The sequence below is a fragment of the Pseudomonas sp. GD03944 genome (genome assembly GCF_029839275.1).
Classification (GTDB): domain Bacteria; phylum Pseudomonadota; class Gammaproteobacteria; order Pseudomonadales; family Pseudomonadaceae; genus Aquipseudomonas.
On sequence record NZ_JAOCAH010000003.1, the window covers coordinates 467827 to 481947 of the forward strand.

Sequence of the window (14121 nt, forward strand, 5' to 3'; positions counted from 1 at the left end):
TCCACGGCCCCTTACTGCCGCGAACACAGGCCGTGTACAGAGGAAAAAGACCATGACCTATTGTGTGGCCATGAACCTGCCAGAGGGCCAGGTTTTCATCTCCGATTCACGCACCAACGCCGGTGTCGACCACATCGCGATCTTCCGCAAACTGCACCTGTTCGGCGTCGAGGGCGAGCGGGTGCTGGTGCTGCAGAGCGCCGGCAACCTCGCCACCTCGCAGTCGGTGGTCAGCCTGTTGCGCCAGCGCCTGCAGAGCGACGGGGTGAACCTGCACAACGTCCCCAACCTGTTTGCCGCCGCCACGCTGGTGGGCGACACCATGCGCGAGGTGCTTGAGCGCGACGGCGATTCTTCGCTGGTGCAGGGCATCGACCTGAGTTGCTCATTCCTGCTGGGCGGGCAGATCCAGGGCGAACCGCCGGCGCTGTACAACCTGTACCCGCAGGGCAACTTCATTTCCTCGACAGACGACACACCGTACTTCCAGATCGGCGAGAGCAAGTACGGCAAGCCGATCCTCGACCGCTCCCTGGACCACCGCAGCAGCTTGTCCCACGCGCTGCGCTGCGGGCTGATGTCCTTCGACTCGACCATTCGCAGCAACCTGTCGGTGGGCATGCCCCTGGACCTGATGGTCTATCGCGCCGACAGCCTGTCGATCCCGCAAGGGTTCCGGGTGGAAGAGGGGGATCCGTACTTCGAGAGCATCCGCAAGCAGTGGGGCGATGGCCTGCGTGAGTTGCTCGGGCAGTTGCCACCGCCGCCGGACGACTACTGGACCTGAACCTTGCGCCCGGCCATGTGCCGCAGGTAGGCCACGAGCTGTTGCAGGTCGTGGTCGTTCAACACCGCACGGCTGAAGCCGGGCATGCGCCCCTCGGGCCAACGGCGCAGTTGCTGCGGGTCGCGGATGTAGCGTTGCAGGAAGTCGCCGGCGAAGTACTCGGTGGGGTTGTAGGGAATGTTCAAGTCCGGCCCGAACTGGGCATCACCGGCGCCGTTCAATCGGTGACAGGCCAGGCAGTGTTTCTGAAAGTGAGCCAGCCCAGCCTGCACCTCGGTGCTGGCATCGGCCGCTGGCAGCAGCGCCGGGAAGCGTTCGGTGACCGGAGCCAGGGTACGGATCGTCGCCACCTGGAACGGCCACTGCTCGGGGCCGATGTCGCCGGCCTGCGAGTCTTGCCACACCAGGTAGAACGGCCCGGCACTGGGACGACCCGCCGTACGGGGCGGCCAGGGCTGCGCCGGGTCTTCCACCGCCAGCCAGGCCACCGCGCCCCGGTCGTTCAGCAGCGGTGCAGCAGGTATCTCGGCGGCAAAGCCGTCCTCGGCCACCACCTGGATGTGATCACCCGCCGTGACGCCCTCCAGCAGTACGCGCACGGGGACCGCGCGGTAGGTCATGTCGCGTTTGTAGCTGACGTCCTGCTCGATGGAGATGTCGTGCGCCTGCGGGTGTCGCAGCAGGTCGGCGGTGCGCCATTGGTGGGTCTTGCCGTGGAGTTCCAGGTGCAGCTCTGCAGCGATGGCGGGGGTGGCGCCTGCCAGCATCAAGGCCAGCAGGGCGCCGACGATCAGTGCGCTCAATCCTGTTGCTCCAGCACCTGGCTCAGTTCCTCGTAGCCGCCGGCGTTGATCACCTGCGTATACCCCTCGGCCGCCAGGGCGTCCTGGGCATTGCTGGAACGGCGGCCGCTGCGGCAGTAGAGCACGATGGGCGTGTTCTTGTCGGGGGCCAGGGTGGCGATGTGTTCGACGATCGCCTCGGGATCGACGCGGGTGGCGCCGGGCAGGGCGCCTTCGGCGAACTCTTCCGGGGTGCGCACGTCGATCAAGACCGCATCCGGTTCGAGCAGGGCATTGAGGGCGGCGTCCTGGTCGACCTCGGCGGCACTCAGGGGCAGGGCAGTCAGCAGGGCGAAGACAGCGACAAGCGTGCGCATAAGAACCTCCTTGGCAGGTATCAACAGACCCTAGCACATTGCCGAGCACTGTCGCAGACGGCTAGCATGGGCGTTTTGCGCAGGGAGACCGTGGCATGCTGGCCGAGTTGTTCGCCGTACTGGCGCCGGTGCTGATCGGAGCGGGGATCGGCTTTGGCTGGGCCCGCAGCGGCCAGGCCTACCCGACGGATTTTATCGCACGCCTGGTGCTCAATATCGGCACGCCGTGCCTGGTGCTCTCGACCCTGAGCCGCGCCGATATCGACCCGCATTCGTTCGGCCAGATGGCCCTGGGCTGCGCCCTGGTCACCGCGCTGATGGGCTGCATCGGCCTGGCGTTCAGCCGCCTGACCCGCCAGGACTGGCGTGTGCTGGTCCCGGCCTACCTGTTCCCCAATTCCGGCAACATGGGCCTGCCGATCAGCCTCTATGCATTCGGCGAAGCGGGGCTGGCCCTGTCGGTGGCGTTCTTCCTGGCGCTGGCGGTGGCGCAGTTCAGCGTCGGCCTGGTGATGTCCGGCGGTCCCCAGGCGTGGAAGAAGCTGTTTCGCAACCCGATCCTGATCAGCCTGGTGCTGGCGTTGCCCATCGTGATCTTCGACCTCGACCTGCCGCGCTGGCTGGACAACAGCGTGAGCCTGCTCGGCGGCATGACCATTCCCCTGATGCTCATCACCCTGGGCGTGTCCCTGGCCAGCATCCACCTGAAACACGTCGGCAGCGGCCTGCTGCTGGGCGGCCTGCGCATACTCTGTGGGGCGGCGGTGGGTTGGGGAATCGGCCTGGCGCTGGCGTTGCCGCCATTGGCCCATGGCGTGCTGGTGGTGCAGTCGGCAATGCCGGTGGCGGTGTTCAACTACTTGTTCGCGGTCCAGGCCAATCGCTCGCCGGAGCAGGTCGCCAGCCTGGTGATGTGCTCCACCTTACTGGCGTTCGTGCTGTTGCCGGTATTGCTCGCGGTGTTGATGCCCGCACTGCGCTAGCCGCGCTACGGCGCTGCGCAGTACAGGGTGAGTGAAGAGTCAGCCGACCAGACGGGTCAGGTTGGGAAGGATCAGAATGACAGTGGTGGCAAAGACGATCAGGCCCGCTTGCCGGACTTTTGGCTGTCTGAACATAGTCGTGTGCCTTTTGTTGTTCTTGGCATGGCGTCTGTTGCCCATCCCTGTGAGCAGTCGGGCAGCGGCGCCACGCCTGGGCGTGGACCGAAAGCCGCCCCGGCAGACCCGGCGGCGACATTGGCCGCAGAAATCATCGGCGGCTCTTTCACTCTAGGGCCGGCGTTCACTGCGCTTTAGATGACTTGGTTGCTAGCAATCGATTGCTAGGAGCGCCCGGTTATGGCCAGCGGTCCGCTGACCCAAGCAACCCTTGAGCCAGACACGGTGGCACGGCAACGGCGGGGCGCAGCCCGGGCCGACCGTTCGTCTGAGCAGCGCGGTCAATGGGCCTGAGCATTTCGGTCATTGAGCACGGCGCCCTGGCGCGTATGGTGGGAACCTCTACAAGAACAGGCGTGACCACACGCCATCACCCGTCACCGGAGGTCTGAAGACGCCATGACCGAAGCATTCATTTTCGATGCGGTGCGCACGCCCCGCGGCAAGGGCAAGAAAGACGGGGCGCTGTACAGCGTCAAACCGGTCAGCCTGGTAGCCGGCCTGCTCAAGGCCCTGCAAGCGCGCAACAACCTGGACACCAGCCACGTCGATGACATCGTCCTGGGTTGCGTCACCCCGGTGGGCGACCAGGGCGCCGACATCGCCAAGACCGCCGCCATGGTCGCCGACTGGGACGTCAGCGTCTCCGGCGTGCAGCTCAACCGCTTCTGCGCCTCGGGCCTGGAAGCGGTGAACATGGGCGCGATGAAAGTGCGTTCCGGTTATGAGGACCTGGTGGTGGTCGGCGGCGTCGAATCCATGTCGCGCATCCCCATGGGCTCGGACGGCGGCGCCTGGGTCATGGACCCGGAAACCAACATGCACACCCACTTCACGCCCCAGGGTATCGGCGCCGACCTGATCGCCACCCTGGAAGGCTTCAGCCGTGCCGACGTCGACGCCTACGCCCTGCGCTCACAGCAGAAGGCCGCCCGCGCCAGTGGCGACGGCTCGTTCAAGAAATCGCTGATCCCGGTGGCCGACCAGAACGGCATCGTCCTGCTCGACCACGATGAATTCATCCGCGGCGATTCCACCCAGGAAGGCCTGGGCAAACTCAAACCCAGCTTCGAAATGATGGGCCAGATGGGCTTCGACAGCACCGCGCTGCGGATCTACAGCCATGTCGAGCGCATCGACCACGTGCACACCCCGGGCAACAGCTCGGGCATCGTCGACGGCTCGGCACTGATGCTCATCGGCAGCGCTGCCAAGGGCAAGGAACTGGGCCTCAAGCCCCGGGCGCGCATCGTCGCCACCGCGGTTACCGGCACCGACCCGACCATCATGCTCACCGGCCCCGCGCCGGCCACCCGCAAGGCCCTGGCCAAGGCCGGCCTGCAGGTGGAAGACATCGACCTGTTCGAGGTCAACGAAGCCTTCGCCTCGGTGGTCATGAAGTTCATGAAGGACATGGGCGTCAGCGAAGACAAGGTCAACGTCAACGGCGGCTCCATCGCCATGGGCCACCCATTGGGCGCCACCGGCTGCGCGATCCTCGGCACGCTGCTCGACGAACTGGAAAAACGCCAGCTGCGCTACGGCCTGGCCACGCTCTGCGTAGGCGGCGGCATGGGCATTGCCACGATCATCGAACGCGTTTGACGTTTGTAGGGTGGATGACGCGACGCTCATCCACCGTCAGTGACCGTTCCGCGGGCTCCATGAAGCAGAACCGTAGGATGGGTTGAGCGAAGCGATACCCATCACCCTGAATGAATTTCGCAGGCTGGATGACACGAGATGCATCCACCGAGCAGCCGGTTGCTGGGCAACCGGCACTATCGACAGGACACACACATGACTGACGCCATCCGCTACGAAAAAGGCCAGGACAATATCGTCGTCCTGACCATCGACATGCCCGGCCAGAGCGCCAACACCATGAACGCGGTGTACCGCGAAGCCATGGGCCAGACCGTGGCGCGCCTGGAGGCCGAGAAAGACGGCATCGCCGGCGTGATCATCACCTCGGCCAAGAAGACCTTCTTCGCCGGCGGCGACCTCAATGAGCTGATCAAGGTCACCAAGGCCGACGCCAAGTCGTTCTACGACATGATCCTCAACATCAAGGGCCAGCTGCGCCGCCTGGAAACCCTCGGCAAACCCGTGGTGGCCGCGATCAACGGCGCGGCCCTGGGCGGCGGCTGGGAAATCTGCCTGGCCTGCCACCACCGCATCGCCCTGGACAACCCCAGCGTGCAGCTCGGCCTGCCGGAAGTGACCCTCGGCCTGCTGCCGGGCGGTGGCGGGGTGGTGCGCATGGTGCGCCTGCTCGGCCTGGAAAAGGCCCTGCCGTACCTGGCCGAAGGCAAGAAGGTACGCCCGGACGCCGCGCTCAAGGCCGGCCTGATCCACGACCTGGCCAGCGACCGCGAGGACATGCTCGCCAAGGCCCGCGCCTGGATCGCGGCCAACCCGGCGGCCAAGCAGCCGTGGGACGTGGCCGGCTACAAGATCCCCGGCGGCACGCCGTCCAGCCCCAACGTGGCGCAGATGCTGGCGATCGCCCCCAGCGTGCTGCGCGACAAGACCAAAGGCTGCTTCCCGGCGCCGGAGAAAATCATGTGCGCGGCGGTGGAGGGCGCCCAGGTCGACTTCGACACCGCCCAGCTCATCGAAGCGCGCTACTTCACCGAGCTGAGCACCGGCCAGGTGGCGAAGAACATGATTGGCACCTTCTGGTTCCAGCTCAACGAAATCAACGCCGGCGGCTCGCGGCCCAAGGGCTTCGAGCCCTACGTAACCAAGAAAGTCGGGGTGCTCGGCGCCGGCATGATGGGTGCCGGCATCGCCTACGTCTCGGCAGCGGCCGGCATCGAAGTGGTGCTCAAGGACGTCTCCCTCGAAGCGGCGGAGAAGGGCAAGAGCTACTCGGCCAAGCTGCTGGACAAGAAAGTCGGCAAGGGCCACATGAGCGCCGAGAAGCGCGATGCCTTCCTGGCCCTGATCACGCCCACCGACAGCGAGGCTGACTTCGCCGGCTGCGACCTGGTCATCGAAGCCGTGTTCGAAGACCGCGCCCTCAAGGGCAAGGTCACTGCAGCCGCCGAAGCTGCCGCCCTGAGCGACGCGGTGATCGCCTCCAACACCTCCACGCTGCCGATCACCGGCCTGTCTGGCGCGGTGGCCAAGCCGGAGAAATTCATCGGCCTGCACTTCTTCAGCCCCGTGGACAAGATGCCCCTGGTGGAAATCATCCGCGGCGAGAAGACCAGCGACGAAACCCTGGCCCGTGGCTTCGACTACGTCATGCAGATCAAGAAGACGCCGATCGTGGTCAACGACAGCCGCGGCTTCTTCACCTCGCGGGTATTCGGCACCTTCACCAACGAAGGCCTGGCCATGCTCGGCGAAGGCGTGTCGGCGGCGCTGATCGAGAACGAAGCGCGCAAGGCCGGCATGCCGGTGGGCCCGCTGGCGATCAGCGACGAAGTGTCCATGAGCCTGATGAACCACATTCGCCAGCAGACCATCAAGGACCTGGCCGCCGAAGGCAAACGCATCCCCGAGCACCCGGCGTTCGCCGTGATCGACCTGATGCTCAACGAGTACAAACGCCCGGGCAAGGCCGCCGGTGGTGGTTTCTACGTGTACCCGGAAGGCGGCAAGAAGCACCTGTGGCCGGAGCTCAAGGCCCGCTTCGAAAAGGCCGATGCGCAGATATCCCAAGTCGACGTGCGTGACCGCATCCTGTTCATCCAGGCCATCGAAACCGTGCGCTGCGTGGAAGAGGGCGTGCTGACCTCGGTGGCCGACGCCAATATCGGCTCGATCTTCGGCATCGGCTTCGCCGCCTGGACCGGCGGTGCACTGCAGTTCATCAACCAGTACGGCCTGAAAGACTTCGTCGCCCGCGCCCAGTACCTGGCCGAACAATACGGCGACCGCTTCCTGCCACCGGCGTTGCTGCTGGAAAAGGCAGCCAAGGGGGAAGGGTTCTAGTCGCATCAGGCAAGGGGAGCGAATGGCTCGCCGTTGTGGGAGCCGCGCCCCGCGGCGAATGGCGGCCATCCCGCAGATCGTGCGGAATGGCCACCACCGCATCGCGCCGAGGTCGACGCTCCTACACGGGCGGCGGCCTACCCGTAGGGTGGATGTTCGCTCTTTACATCCACCACCCGGCCACCACGGTGGATCGGTAAAGCGTGATCCACCCTACGAGAGCTTCAACGATCGTTGATTCGAAAAAGCTCGCGGGCAAGCCCGCTCCTACACAGGTGTTCCCCTGTGGGAGCGGATTCATCCGCGAGCTCTTCTTAGCTTTTGCTTCTACCGCGACCTGGCAATTACTCGCCAACCACCGGCTTGCGCGCCTTGACCGGCGGCTGCACCAACCCATCCGCCCGGAACATCGCCTTGATGCCGCGAATTGCCTGGCGCGTGCGGTCCTGGTTCTCGATCAGGGCAAAGCGCACATGGTCATCACCGTAATCGCCAAAGCCCAACCCCGGCGACACGCAGACCTTGGCCTCCAGCAGCAGTTTCTTGGCGAACTCCAGCGAGCCCAGGTGCGCGTACGCCTCGGGAATCTTCGCCCAGATGTACATCGAGGCCTTGGGGTTCTCCACCATCCAGCCGATCTCGTGCAGGCCCTTCACCAGCAGGTTGCGGCGCTGGCGGTACTGCTCGGCGATGTCTTTCACGCACTGCTGGTCGCCTTCCAGGGCCGCGATGGCCGCCACCTGCAGCGGGGTGAAGGTGCCGTAGTCGTGGTAGCTCTTGATCCGCGCAAGGGCGCTGACCAGCTCTGGGTTACCGACCATGAAACCGATGCGCCAGCCGGCCATGTTGTAGCTCTTGGACAGGGTGAAAAACTCCACCGCGATGTCCTTGGCGCCTGGCACCTGCATGATCGACGGGGCTTTCCAGCCGTCGTAGACGATATCGGCGTAAGCCAGGTCGTGGATCACCAGCACGTCGTACTGCTTGGCCAGCGCCACCACCCGCTCGAAGAAATCCAGCTCCACGCACTGCGCGGTGGGGTTGGACGGGAAGCCCAGAATCATCATCTTCGGCTTGGGGATCGATTCACGAATCGCCCGCTCCAGCTCGGCGAAGAAATCCACGCCCGGCACCAGGGGCACCGAACGCACCTGGGCGCCGGCGATCACCGCGCCGTAGATATGGATCGGGTAGCTGGGATTGGGGACTAGCACCGTGTCACCGTGGTCCAGGGTGGCCAGCATCAGGTGCGCCAGGCCTTCCTTGGAACCGATGGTGACGATGGCCTCGCTTTCCGGGTCGATCTCCACCTCGTAGCGGTCCTTGTACCAGCGCGAAATGGCGCGGCGCAGACGCGGGATGCCCCGGGAGGTGGAATAACCATGGGTGTCGTCGCGCTGCGCGACCTGAACCAGCTTCTCGACGATATGTGGCGGCGTGGCCCCGTCGGGGTTGCCCATGGAAAAGTCGATGATGTCCTCACCGCGACGGCGTGCAGCCATCTTCAGCTCGGCGGTGATATTGAAAACGTAAGGGGGGAGACGATCGATGCGCGCAAAGCGGCGCTTAGCTGAATCAGCCATGCTTTCCTCGAAGACGTAAGCGCCCGGAACCGTCCGAGCGACGTTGGCCACTGCGGTGGCCGAGCGCGAAGATAAGCGGGGAGGGTGGGGGTTGTCTAGGGGCGCACAGGCATTTATGGATGTACTCACCGAGATGAGGCGATTATCTATTTTGAGTAGATGCCTCCATGCAGTGTAAATTTGGATGTTGAATTTATGTTACTGGCATGTTTCTGATAACGCATCTTCAAATTTATCGGTCTCAATTTTTGAATATTTATCGCCATGCCTGATTACGCCATTTACGTCTAGAAAATAAGTATCTTCACTGATTACAATTACAGCTCTTGTGTCATTTATTTTATACCCAATTTTGTCTGGCTTGAAATCACCAGCCATAATATCTGAGAGCGCTTGATTAGTTATGAATTTCTTATGGAAGGCTCTTTCGGCAATGCTGTCCTCGCTTTCTGAGACATACAAAAGAGCATCGAATGGTATGTACGATACACTTCCGCACTTACTTAAAGGCGAGGCGGAACTTGGCGTAGAAAAAGACACTGAAATTAAGAGTGTGGCTATGAGCTTCATAATGGTCCGTCCTGCAGGTTAAGGGATGTATTCATATGATGAATATCTGTCAGCATAAAATGTAGCTAGATTTTTATTCGACTCATAAAGTTCAGACCAAACCTCGTAGCCATCTATAAGGTCTTCTCCGTCTTGCAAAAAGCAGAATTGCTCTGAATGAGATACGAATCCGCAGCACTCTGCATATTCGGCTGACTCTTGTGCGCCTTTTAAATGAGCTGTTTCAAAATTCGGCGCTTCAAAACAGACGATGCGCTCTTCGAAAATATTTTTCCCGTCGTTTTTCTTTCCAAAGAGATATACATTTCTTACGGCGTACCAAGGCATGCTGTCTCCTAAGCCTTATTTTGATATGAATTCAGCCTGTCATGTAGCTCTTGTTGCTACAGTCTAGCTAGCATTGAATGATCTGTCCCGGACAGACCAGTTAGTGTAGGCATAAAGAAAGGCGGGCAGGCGTGTTGAGTGTTAGCGCTCATTCAGTCGACGATGCAGTTCATGGTAAAGCTCATTAAAATATTCATCGTTAGAGTATTCCCTGAGATTCATTTTTAGGGTCTCAACCCAAAATGCTGCACGTGGCTTTTTGTTAGGTTCATCAGTATAAATTTCTGCTATTGAGCTGCTAATAATAACTTTGTTTTTCAAGTCAAACGTTTCGTCGGCGGATACATACGCTTCTTTTAGTAGTGAAAGGCTGACATTCACATCGTCAATGTAGTCTGCTCGCGTACTAAGTATTGAAGGAAGTCTTCCGTACTTTTGCTCGAGTTTATCCAAGGTGCGGAGGAGTCTCTTTTTATCCAGGCGTGCATCTAGATTCATGCTGGTTTGGTCAGCAACTGCAGCGGCCAAGCTCATAACCTCTTCCCAGTCGTCATCTTGCACTCCATCGGTTGTGGTCATAGCTATTTTCCCTAAAATTGCCCGAAATAAATTACTGTAGGCGCTGCATCAACTTGAACGCCGTGCCGGTACAACCTGACACCTTGAACCGAAAAAGCCTGAACAGGCTGCTAAGTAGATTTGCTCCATAGGGTAAATGATAGAGCGCTGCGAACCTTCTATTTCTGTAGCGCTCCATGCGGCTACATAGCGTCTAAAGCGCAGCAGAAACCCATTTTGGTGTGGTTAATGGACCTCTATTAAAGTTCTGCAATAATTCTTCAGCTTCGGATATTTTAACTCCCTCGGAATAAAGGTAGGCATAACCATCCTGTATTCCTAGGATCTGGAGCTTGTTGCTATTGGAGGATGTAAGATATGCGTGCCCTTCGAACATCAATAGTAGAAATATAGCGTGTGCTATAGCTATATTGCGCTCGAAGTTCTCCTCATGATCATTGCCAAACCTAAATAGCTTGTTAAATGCTCCTGCCTGGGCTGAATCTGAAGTACCTTGATGCAGAAGTATGCCTTCATCTTTTGCAAGGGCAGTTGAGTTATCTGCAATTAGAAGCTTCCAGTCGCCATCTGGAATCCATGTAGTAATATGCTGGGCGAAGCAAAATAGTTCTAACGCATTGCCCGGCGCTTTATAAGAGGCGACAGGGAGTTCGGCTCTTTTTCCCTTGATGGGACTTATGTCATGCCAGGCGCCGATAGTCATTCCTATTGCTGCTAGCAGGCTTTTGGCTGTCTGGTCCGATATTGTTTCTGCTGCTTTCATAGCTATCCTATATGCACTTGTAGCATTGTTGGAATTCAATATGTATTCACGCCAATTTGAAATACTTCGACGATACCTAAAGCTCCAAGCGCTCTTGTGTAAACGCCGCCTCCCAGACCTGTTCTGGCGTTATAGGATGACCAGGAAAATCGAATCGCTGCAAGCCTTTTGATCAGGAGAGTTGACTTTCCAATATGATATAAAAAATTTCTCAAACGGATGGGGCTTCACAATATGAGCTTATGCTGCCAAGCAGTAAGTGCTCAGCTTTAATGTCTATTTTTATCGCGCCGTGATAAGAGCGTATGTGGATAATTCCATTTTCTTTCGTGATTTCTAGATTGATCATACAGTCTGACCTCAGACCATTAATCTGCAGTTCACTCACGCCTACGGCTAACAAGCTCAATTGAACGCGGTTGAATGCCGAAATTGTCCACTTCTTGGGTGGTTTTTTGGGAAAGTCGCGCAGGTCAAACCGTAATAGAACGCTCGGTCCATCACGTTCAATCTCTATGCTATGGAGATTGATGCCTTCAAGTGAGGGCGTGTCCTGCCCGTAAACGGCCCTAAGTGCTGTCGCATCGACAAGAATTTCAGTCCAAACGTCCATTTTTACCTAGCCAATAATAGTGACCTTTAGTCCTGGGGACAGAAAACCTCGTGTGAGGCTTCATCTGAGGTTGCAGGTTCTCTGTGCTGAGTCTGCCAAGCACATTGCGAGATCACAGCACACTTATGCCTCAGAAATGAATAGAAATTTCTCTTCTTGGTTTTCAACATCAAAAATAATATTAATCATATACTCAACCCCATTTTTTGAAAATATGAACAGATACTGATCGCTAAGAGAGATGGCTACTTGTTTCCCTATAAATCCATTGAGAATTTTAGTCCATTCCAAATCAAATAGCTTTCCCTTGATATCAAAGAGCAGGTCGCAGCCATGATGCAGGCTCTCAATAAAAGGCTTTTTCTCTACGACATCCCAGTTGACTGAATTTTTTCCGGGATAAATCAGTAAATATTTGTGGTTATCGAATTCAATGGCGAGAGATTTTCCATTAAACGCATAATTGCAAACGATTCTTCCGTTGATTTCAACTTCTTTCGAGTGGGCAGAATTTTTTTGAGCGCTAGCTGATAGGGCTTCCGAAAATGAATTGTATCCAATCGGAGTAAGTAGAAAATCTGCTTTAATTGTTTTTCTCATGAGCATCCTGCTGGCATATGATTTTCGTTATTGTTGTCGATGATAACTGGAGGGGAGGCGCATGACCTATCGTCTCATTCGTAGAGTGCATGATGTTGAAAAAATTAAAAACACCAAAAAGACAGTGAAAGCTGCTTGGGAGGGAGGATAGGCTGCGTATGTAATAATTACAGAAAATCCTACGATCATAACCCAGTCGTATGATTTTATTGTTTTTAGCCCAAGTGCTATATTTTTTTGAGGCGAGAAAAGCACGGCCGAAATTAAAGATGCAAGCAATACTAGGGAAAGGAAGGTGCTATCCGGAACATTAAAATGTGTTGCTATCGCATAGTAGGCCGCTGAGGCAGTGATAGACGTTCCGCAAGAAAGAAGTAGGCAGTAGGTTTCTCTCATCTTATGCCCTGTAGCCGATCTCAACAGTTTTACGCCACACCCAGTGTAGGTGCCGCTCCAATTCTTGCCAGCTTGCAAGTGCTATTTTTCCTGCTGTGTCGATTAGATCGATTCACCTAACGCTGACAACTCCTCGAACGCCTCTGGTACACCTGCCATTGCTGCGTCCTTTATCATGTTTACTCCGAGCGCCTTGCTCTGCTGTATGCCGTTTGAACCGTAGACCAAGTCAAGCCCATAGCTCAGCATGGCTTTGGGATAGCCTTTTTCTGCTGATTGTTTGAACAACAAGGCTGCACGCTTGTTATCGCAAACGACACCATCTCCGAACTCATACCGTACACCCAGTGAGTAAGCAGCAGCGGCGTGCCCAAGCTCCACTGCTTTGCAGAGCATTGCAATGCTACGTTTCTCAAATTCAGCGGTTGTTTCAATTTTGGCTACGCTGAATGAAGCATATAAAAAGAGAGCGTGCGCATTTGATTGATCAACAAGAGGAATCAGAATGTCTCTGGCTTTACTTGAAGATCCGTTGTTAATTTGTCTTTCAGCTTCTGCCAAAAGCTTGGAAATGTCTTTTTCTTCATCCATGATATTTGCTTGTGCGCACTAAGATTGATTGCCACTAGGTTGCCTGAGCAGCAGGGGTATCAGTAACTTCGGTTAAGGCTAAATTGTTTTTGCAGGTGCTTGGGTATGGAATTCGTGAGCGAGAGAGTGCGTAGTGCCATAAAGAGGTATTTCACAAATATGAAATTAAACATTCCCATCAAGGCCATCATGCATGCAAAAATACCGAGGTCGAGCTTTCCGGTATGGATCATTAACGCCGTTGAGACCAAGGCTCCTGCGCTGGAGATAAGAAAATTCAACATGAAGAATATAGTGCCAGCCACCCTTTCAAATGGTTTTGCTCGGATGCCAATCAACGTTCCATTGGGCGTATTTTCTGCGAAGAAATAATGTGTGGAGGGTAAGAAAAAAATCAATTTTCTAATGACTTTAATTCCATCGCCCTTATAGGGTGATAGGGTTATTTTGAATGGTGCATTGAGTAATGCGCGTCTGATTGCTTCCAAGTTTAATTTATCATCGCTCTTGAATGTTTCCTCGGATAACATTCGACTCCGCAACTTCATAAGAGCGCTGAATATTTTTTCGAGCATACTGCGTGGCATTTTGGCCGTCCTTGTCGTTTGGCATTCCTAATCCGCTTCGGTGAAGCTTTTGCAGGGTGACCTGATTCGCTCTTGGTGCAATCTGTGGGGGGAACGGTTTGGGGCTGCCGTTCTGCTTTCAAAGATAACCTAGATAGCACGGATTGCATTCTTGTGCGCATTGCTGCCCTTGCGCCCTCAGTAACCCTCACGCTAAAGTCCGCCCGTCACGGTCAATCCCGTGGCCGGGCGTCAGAACCCGAAACTCTTCACGAAGGCGCGGTAGCGCCATAGCCGAGAGCAGGCGCTTTTTTTGTGCCTGTTGCATCCTCGTGCATCTATGGCGGGCCGTGCGGGGCAGGCTTCGGCCTGGCCGGTTTTCCTTCGTGTACCGGTTTCTGACCCCCGTACGGTCCGCCACCCAACTCGCGTCAGAAACGACTGGGCAGCGGCTCCTTAATCACACGAAGGAGCATAAGGAT

General features: G+C 57.1%; 15 protein-coding genes. 4 read left to right on the plus strand and 11 right to left on the minus strand.

Annotated features, from left to right (window positions below):
- The first annotated feature begins 52 nt into the window (after positions 1–52).
- Positions 53–787, plus strand: a complete 735-nt coding sequence (locus N5C28_RS08190; RefSeq protein ID WP_279821509.1) for a proteasome-type protease — start codon at positions 53–55, stop codon at positions 785–787.
- On the opposite strand, the gene N5C28_RS08195 is transcribed toward N5C28_RS08190, so the two are convergent.
- Positions 775–1554 carry a cytochrome c gene (locus tag N5C28_RS08195; protein ID WP_279821550.1) on the minus strand — a complete coding sequence of 260 codons (780 nt, stop codon included), beginning with the start codon at positions 1552–1554 and terminating at the stop codon, positions 775–777. The two genes, N5C28_RS08190 and N5C28_RS08195, sit on opposite strands and share 13 nt — an antisense overlap.
- Positions 1555–1586: 32 nt before the next feature.
- Positions 1587–1946, minus strand: a complete 360-nt coding sequence (locus tag N5C28_RS08200; protein ID WP_279821511.1) for a rhodanese-like domain-containing protein — start codon at positions 1944–1946, stop codon at positions 1587–1589.
- A gap of 95 nt (positions 1947–2041) precedes the next feature.
- Between N5C28_RS08200 and N5C28_RS08205 the strand changes: the two genes are divergently transcribed.
- From N5C28_RS08205 to N5C28_RS08215, 3 genes are all read left to right on the plus strand, one after another.
- Positions 2042–2929: an AEC family transporter gene (locus tag N5C28_RS08205; RefSeq protein WP_279821513.1), complete on the plus strand. Its 888-nt coding sequence runs from the start codon at positions 2042–2044 to the stop codon at positions 2927–2929.
- A 576-nt stretch (positions 2930–3505) separates the two neighbouring features.
- A complete protein-coding gene (locus tag N5C28_RS08210) occupies positions 3506–4711 on the plus strand; it encodes an acetyl-CoA C-acetyltransferase (protein WP_279821515.1) in 1206 nt (401 codons plus the stop codon).
- Between the two features lie 195 nt (positions 4712–4906).
- Complete coding sequence (locus N5C28_RS08215) at positions 4907–7051, plus strand: 3-hydroxyacyl-CoA dehydrogenase NAD-binding domain-containing protein (protein WP_279821517.1); 2145 nt, start codon at positions 4907–4909, stop codon at positions 7049–7051.
- 344 nt (positions 7052–7395) lie between these two features.
- Here N5C28_RS08215 and alaC read toward each other — a convergent pair whose 3' ends face one another.
- From alaC to N5C28_RS08260, 9 genes are all read right to left on the minus strand, one after another.
- Entirely contained in the window at positions 7396–8634 is a 1239-nt protein-coding gene (gene alaC, locus N5C28_RS08220; protein WP_279821519.1) for an alanine transaminase, read from the minus strand.
- A gap of 198 nt (positions 8635–8832) precedes the next feature.
- Positions 8833–9204 carry a hypothetical protein gene (locus tag N5C28_RS08225; RefSeq protein ID WP_279821521.1) on the minus strand — a complete coding sequence of 124 codons (372 nt, stop codon included), beginning with the start codon at positions 9202–9204 and terminating at the stop codon, positions 8833–8835.
- Between the two features lie 18 nt (positions 9205–9222).
- The gene (locus tag N5C28_RS08230; RefSeq protein WP_279821523.1) at positions 9223–9531 is read right to left on the minus strand and encodes a hypothetical protein; all 309 of its coding nucleotides are present in this window, start codon (positions 9529–9531) and stop codon (positions 9223–9225) included.
- 141 nt (positions 9532–9672) lie between these two features.
- Positions 9673–10110 (minus strand): hypothetical protein, encoded by a 438-nt coding sequence (locus N5C28_RS08235; RefSeq protein WP_279821525.1) that lies wholly within the window; start codon positions 10108–10110, stop codon positions 9673–9675.
- A 193-nt stretch (positions 10111–10303) separates the two neighbouring features.
- A complete protein-coding gene (locus tag N5C28_RS08240; protein WP_279821527.1) occupies positions 10304–10873 on the minus strand; it encodes a hypothetical protein in 570 nt (189 codons plus the stop codon).
- A gap of 211 nt (positions 10874–11084) precedes the next feature.
- Positions 11085–11486 (minus strand): Imm50 family immunity protein, encoded by a 402-nt coding sequence (locus tag N5C28_RS08245; RefSeq protein WP_279821529.1) that lies wholly within the window; start codon positions 11484–11486, stop codon positions 11085–11087.
- Between the two features lie 123 nt (positions 11487–11609).
- Positions 11610–12086, minus strand: a complete 477-nt coding sequence (locus N5C28_RS08250) for a hypothetical protein (protein WP_279821531.1) — start codon at positions 12084–12086, stop codon at positions 11610–11612.
- 498 nt (positions 12087–12584) lie between these two features.
- Positions 12585–13073, minus strand: a complete 489-nt coding sequence (locus N5C28_RS08255; protein ID WP_279821535.1) for a hypothetical protein — start codon at positions 13071–13073, stop codon at positions 12585–12587.
- Between the two features lie 59 nt (positions 13074–13132).
- On the minus strand, positions 13133–13660 hold the full coding sequence (locus N5C28_RS08260; protein WP_279821536.1) for a hypothetical protein: 528 nt from the start codon (positions 13658–13660) through the stop codon (positions 13133–13135).
- Positions 13661–14121 lie beyond the last annotated feature (461 nt).

Bases quoted from the DNA above. Each gene is read 5' to 3' on its own strand.
- N5C28_RS08190 (WP_279821509.1), top strand. From the start codon at position 53: ATGACCTATTGTGTGGCCATGAACCTGCCAGAGGGCCAGGTTTTCATC.
- N5C28_RS08195 (WP_279821550.1), bottom strand. From the start codon at position 1,554: ATGCTGGCAGGCGCCACCCCCGCCATCGCTGCAGAGCTGCACCTGGAA.
- N5C28_RS08200 (WP_279821511.1), bottom strand. From the start codon at position 1,946: ATGCGCACGCTTGTCGCTGTCTTCGCCCTGCTGACTGCCCTGCCCCTG.
- N5C28_RS08205 (WP_279821513.1), top strand. From the start codon at position 2,042: ATGCTGGCCGAGTTGTTCGCCGTACTGGCGCCGGTGCTGATCGGAGCG.
- N5C28_RS08210 (WP_279821515.1), top strand. From the start codon at position 3,506: ATGACCGAAGCATTCATTTTCGATGCGGTGCGCACGCCCCGCGGCAAG.
- N5C28_RS08215 (WP_279821517.1), top strand. From the start codon at position 4,907: ATGACTGACGCCATCCGCTACGAAAAAGGCCAGGACAATATCGTCGTC.
- alaC (WP_279821519.1), bottom strand. From the start codon at position 8,634: ATGGCTGATTCAGCTAAGCGCCGCTTTGCGCGCATCGATCGTCTCCCC.
- N5C28_RS08225 (WP_279821521.1), bottom strand. From the start codon at position 9,204: ATGAAGCTCATAGCCACACTCTTAATTTCAGTGTCTTTTTCTACGCCA.
- N5C28_RS08230 (WP_279821523.1), bottom strand. From the start codon at position 9,531: ATGCCTTGGTACGCCGTAAGAAATGTATATCTCTTTGGAAAGAAAAAC.
- N5C28_RS08235 (WP_279821525.1), bottom strand. From the start codon at position 10,110: ATGACCACAACCGATGGAGTGCAAGATGACGACTGGGAAGAGGTTATG.
- N5C28_RS08240 (WP_279821527.1), bottom strand. From the start codon at position 10,873: ATGAAAGCAGCAGAAACAATATCGGACCAGACAGCCAAAAGCCTGCTA.
- N5C28_RS08245 (WP_279821529.1), bottom strand. From the start codon at position 11,486: ATGGACGTTTGGACTGAAATTCTTGTCGATGCGACAGCACTTAGGGCC.
- N5C28_RS08250 (WP_279821531.1), bottom strand. From the start codon at position 12,086: ATGAGAAAAACAATTAAAGCAGATTTTCTACTTACTCCGATTGGATAC.
- N5C28_RS08255 (WP_279821535.1), bottom strand. From the start codon at position 13,073: ATGGATGAAGAAAAAGACATTTCCAAGCTTTTGGCAGAAGCTGAAAGA.
- N5C28_RS08260 (WP_279821536.1), bottom strand. From the start codon at position 13,660: ATGCCACGCAGTATGCTCGAAAAAATATTCAGCGCTCTTATGAAGTTG.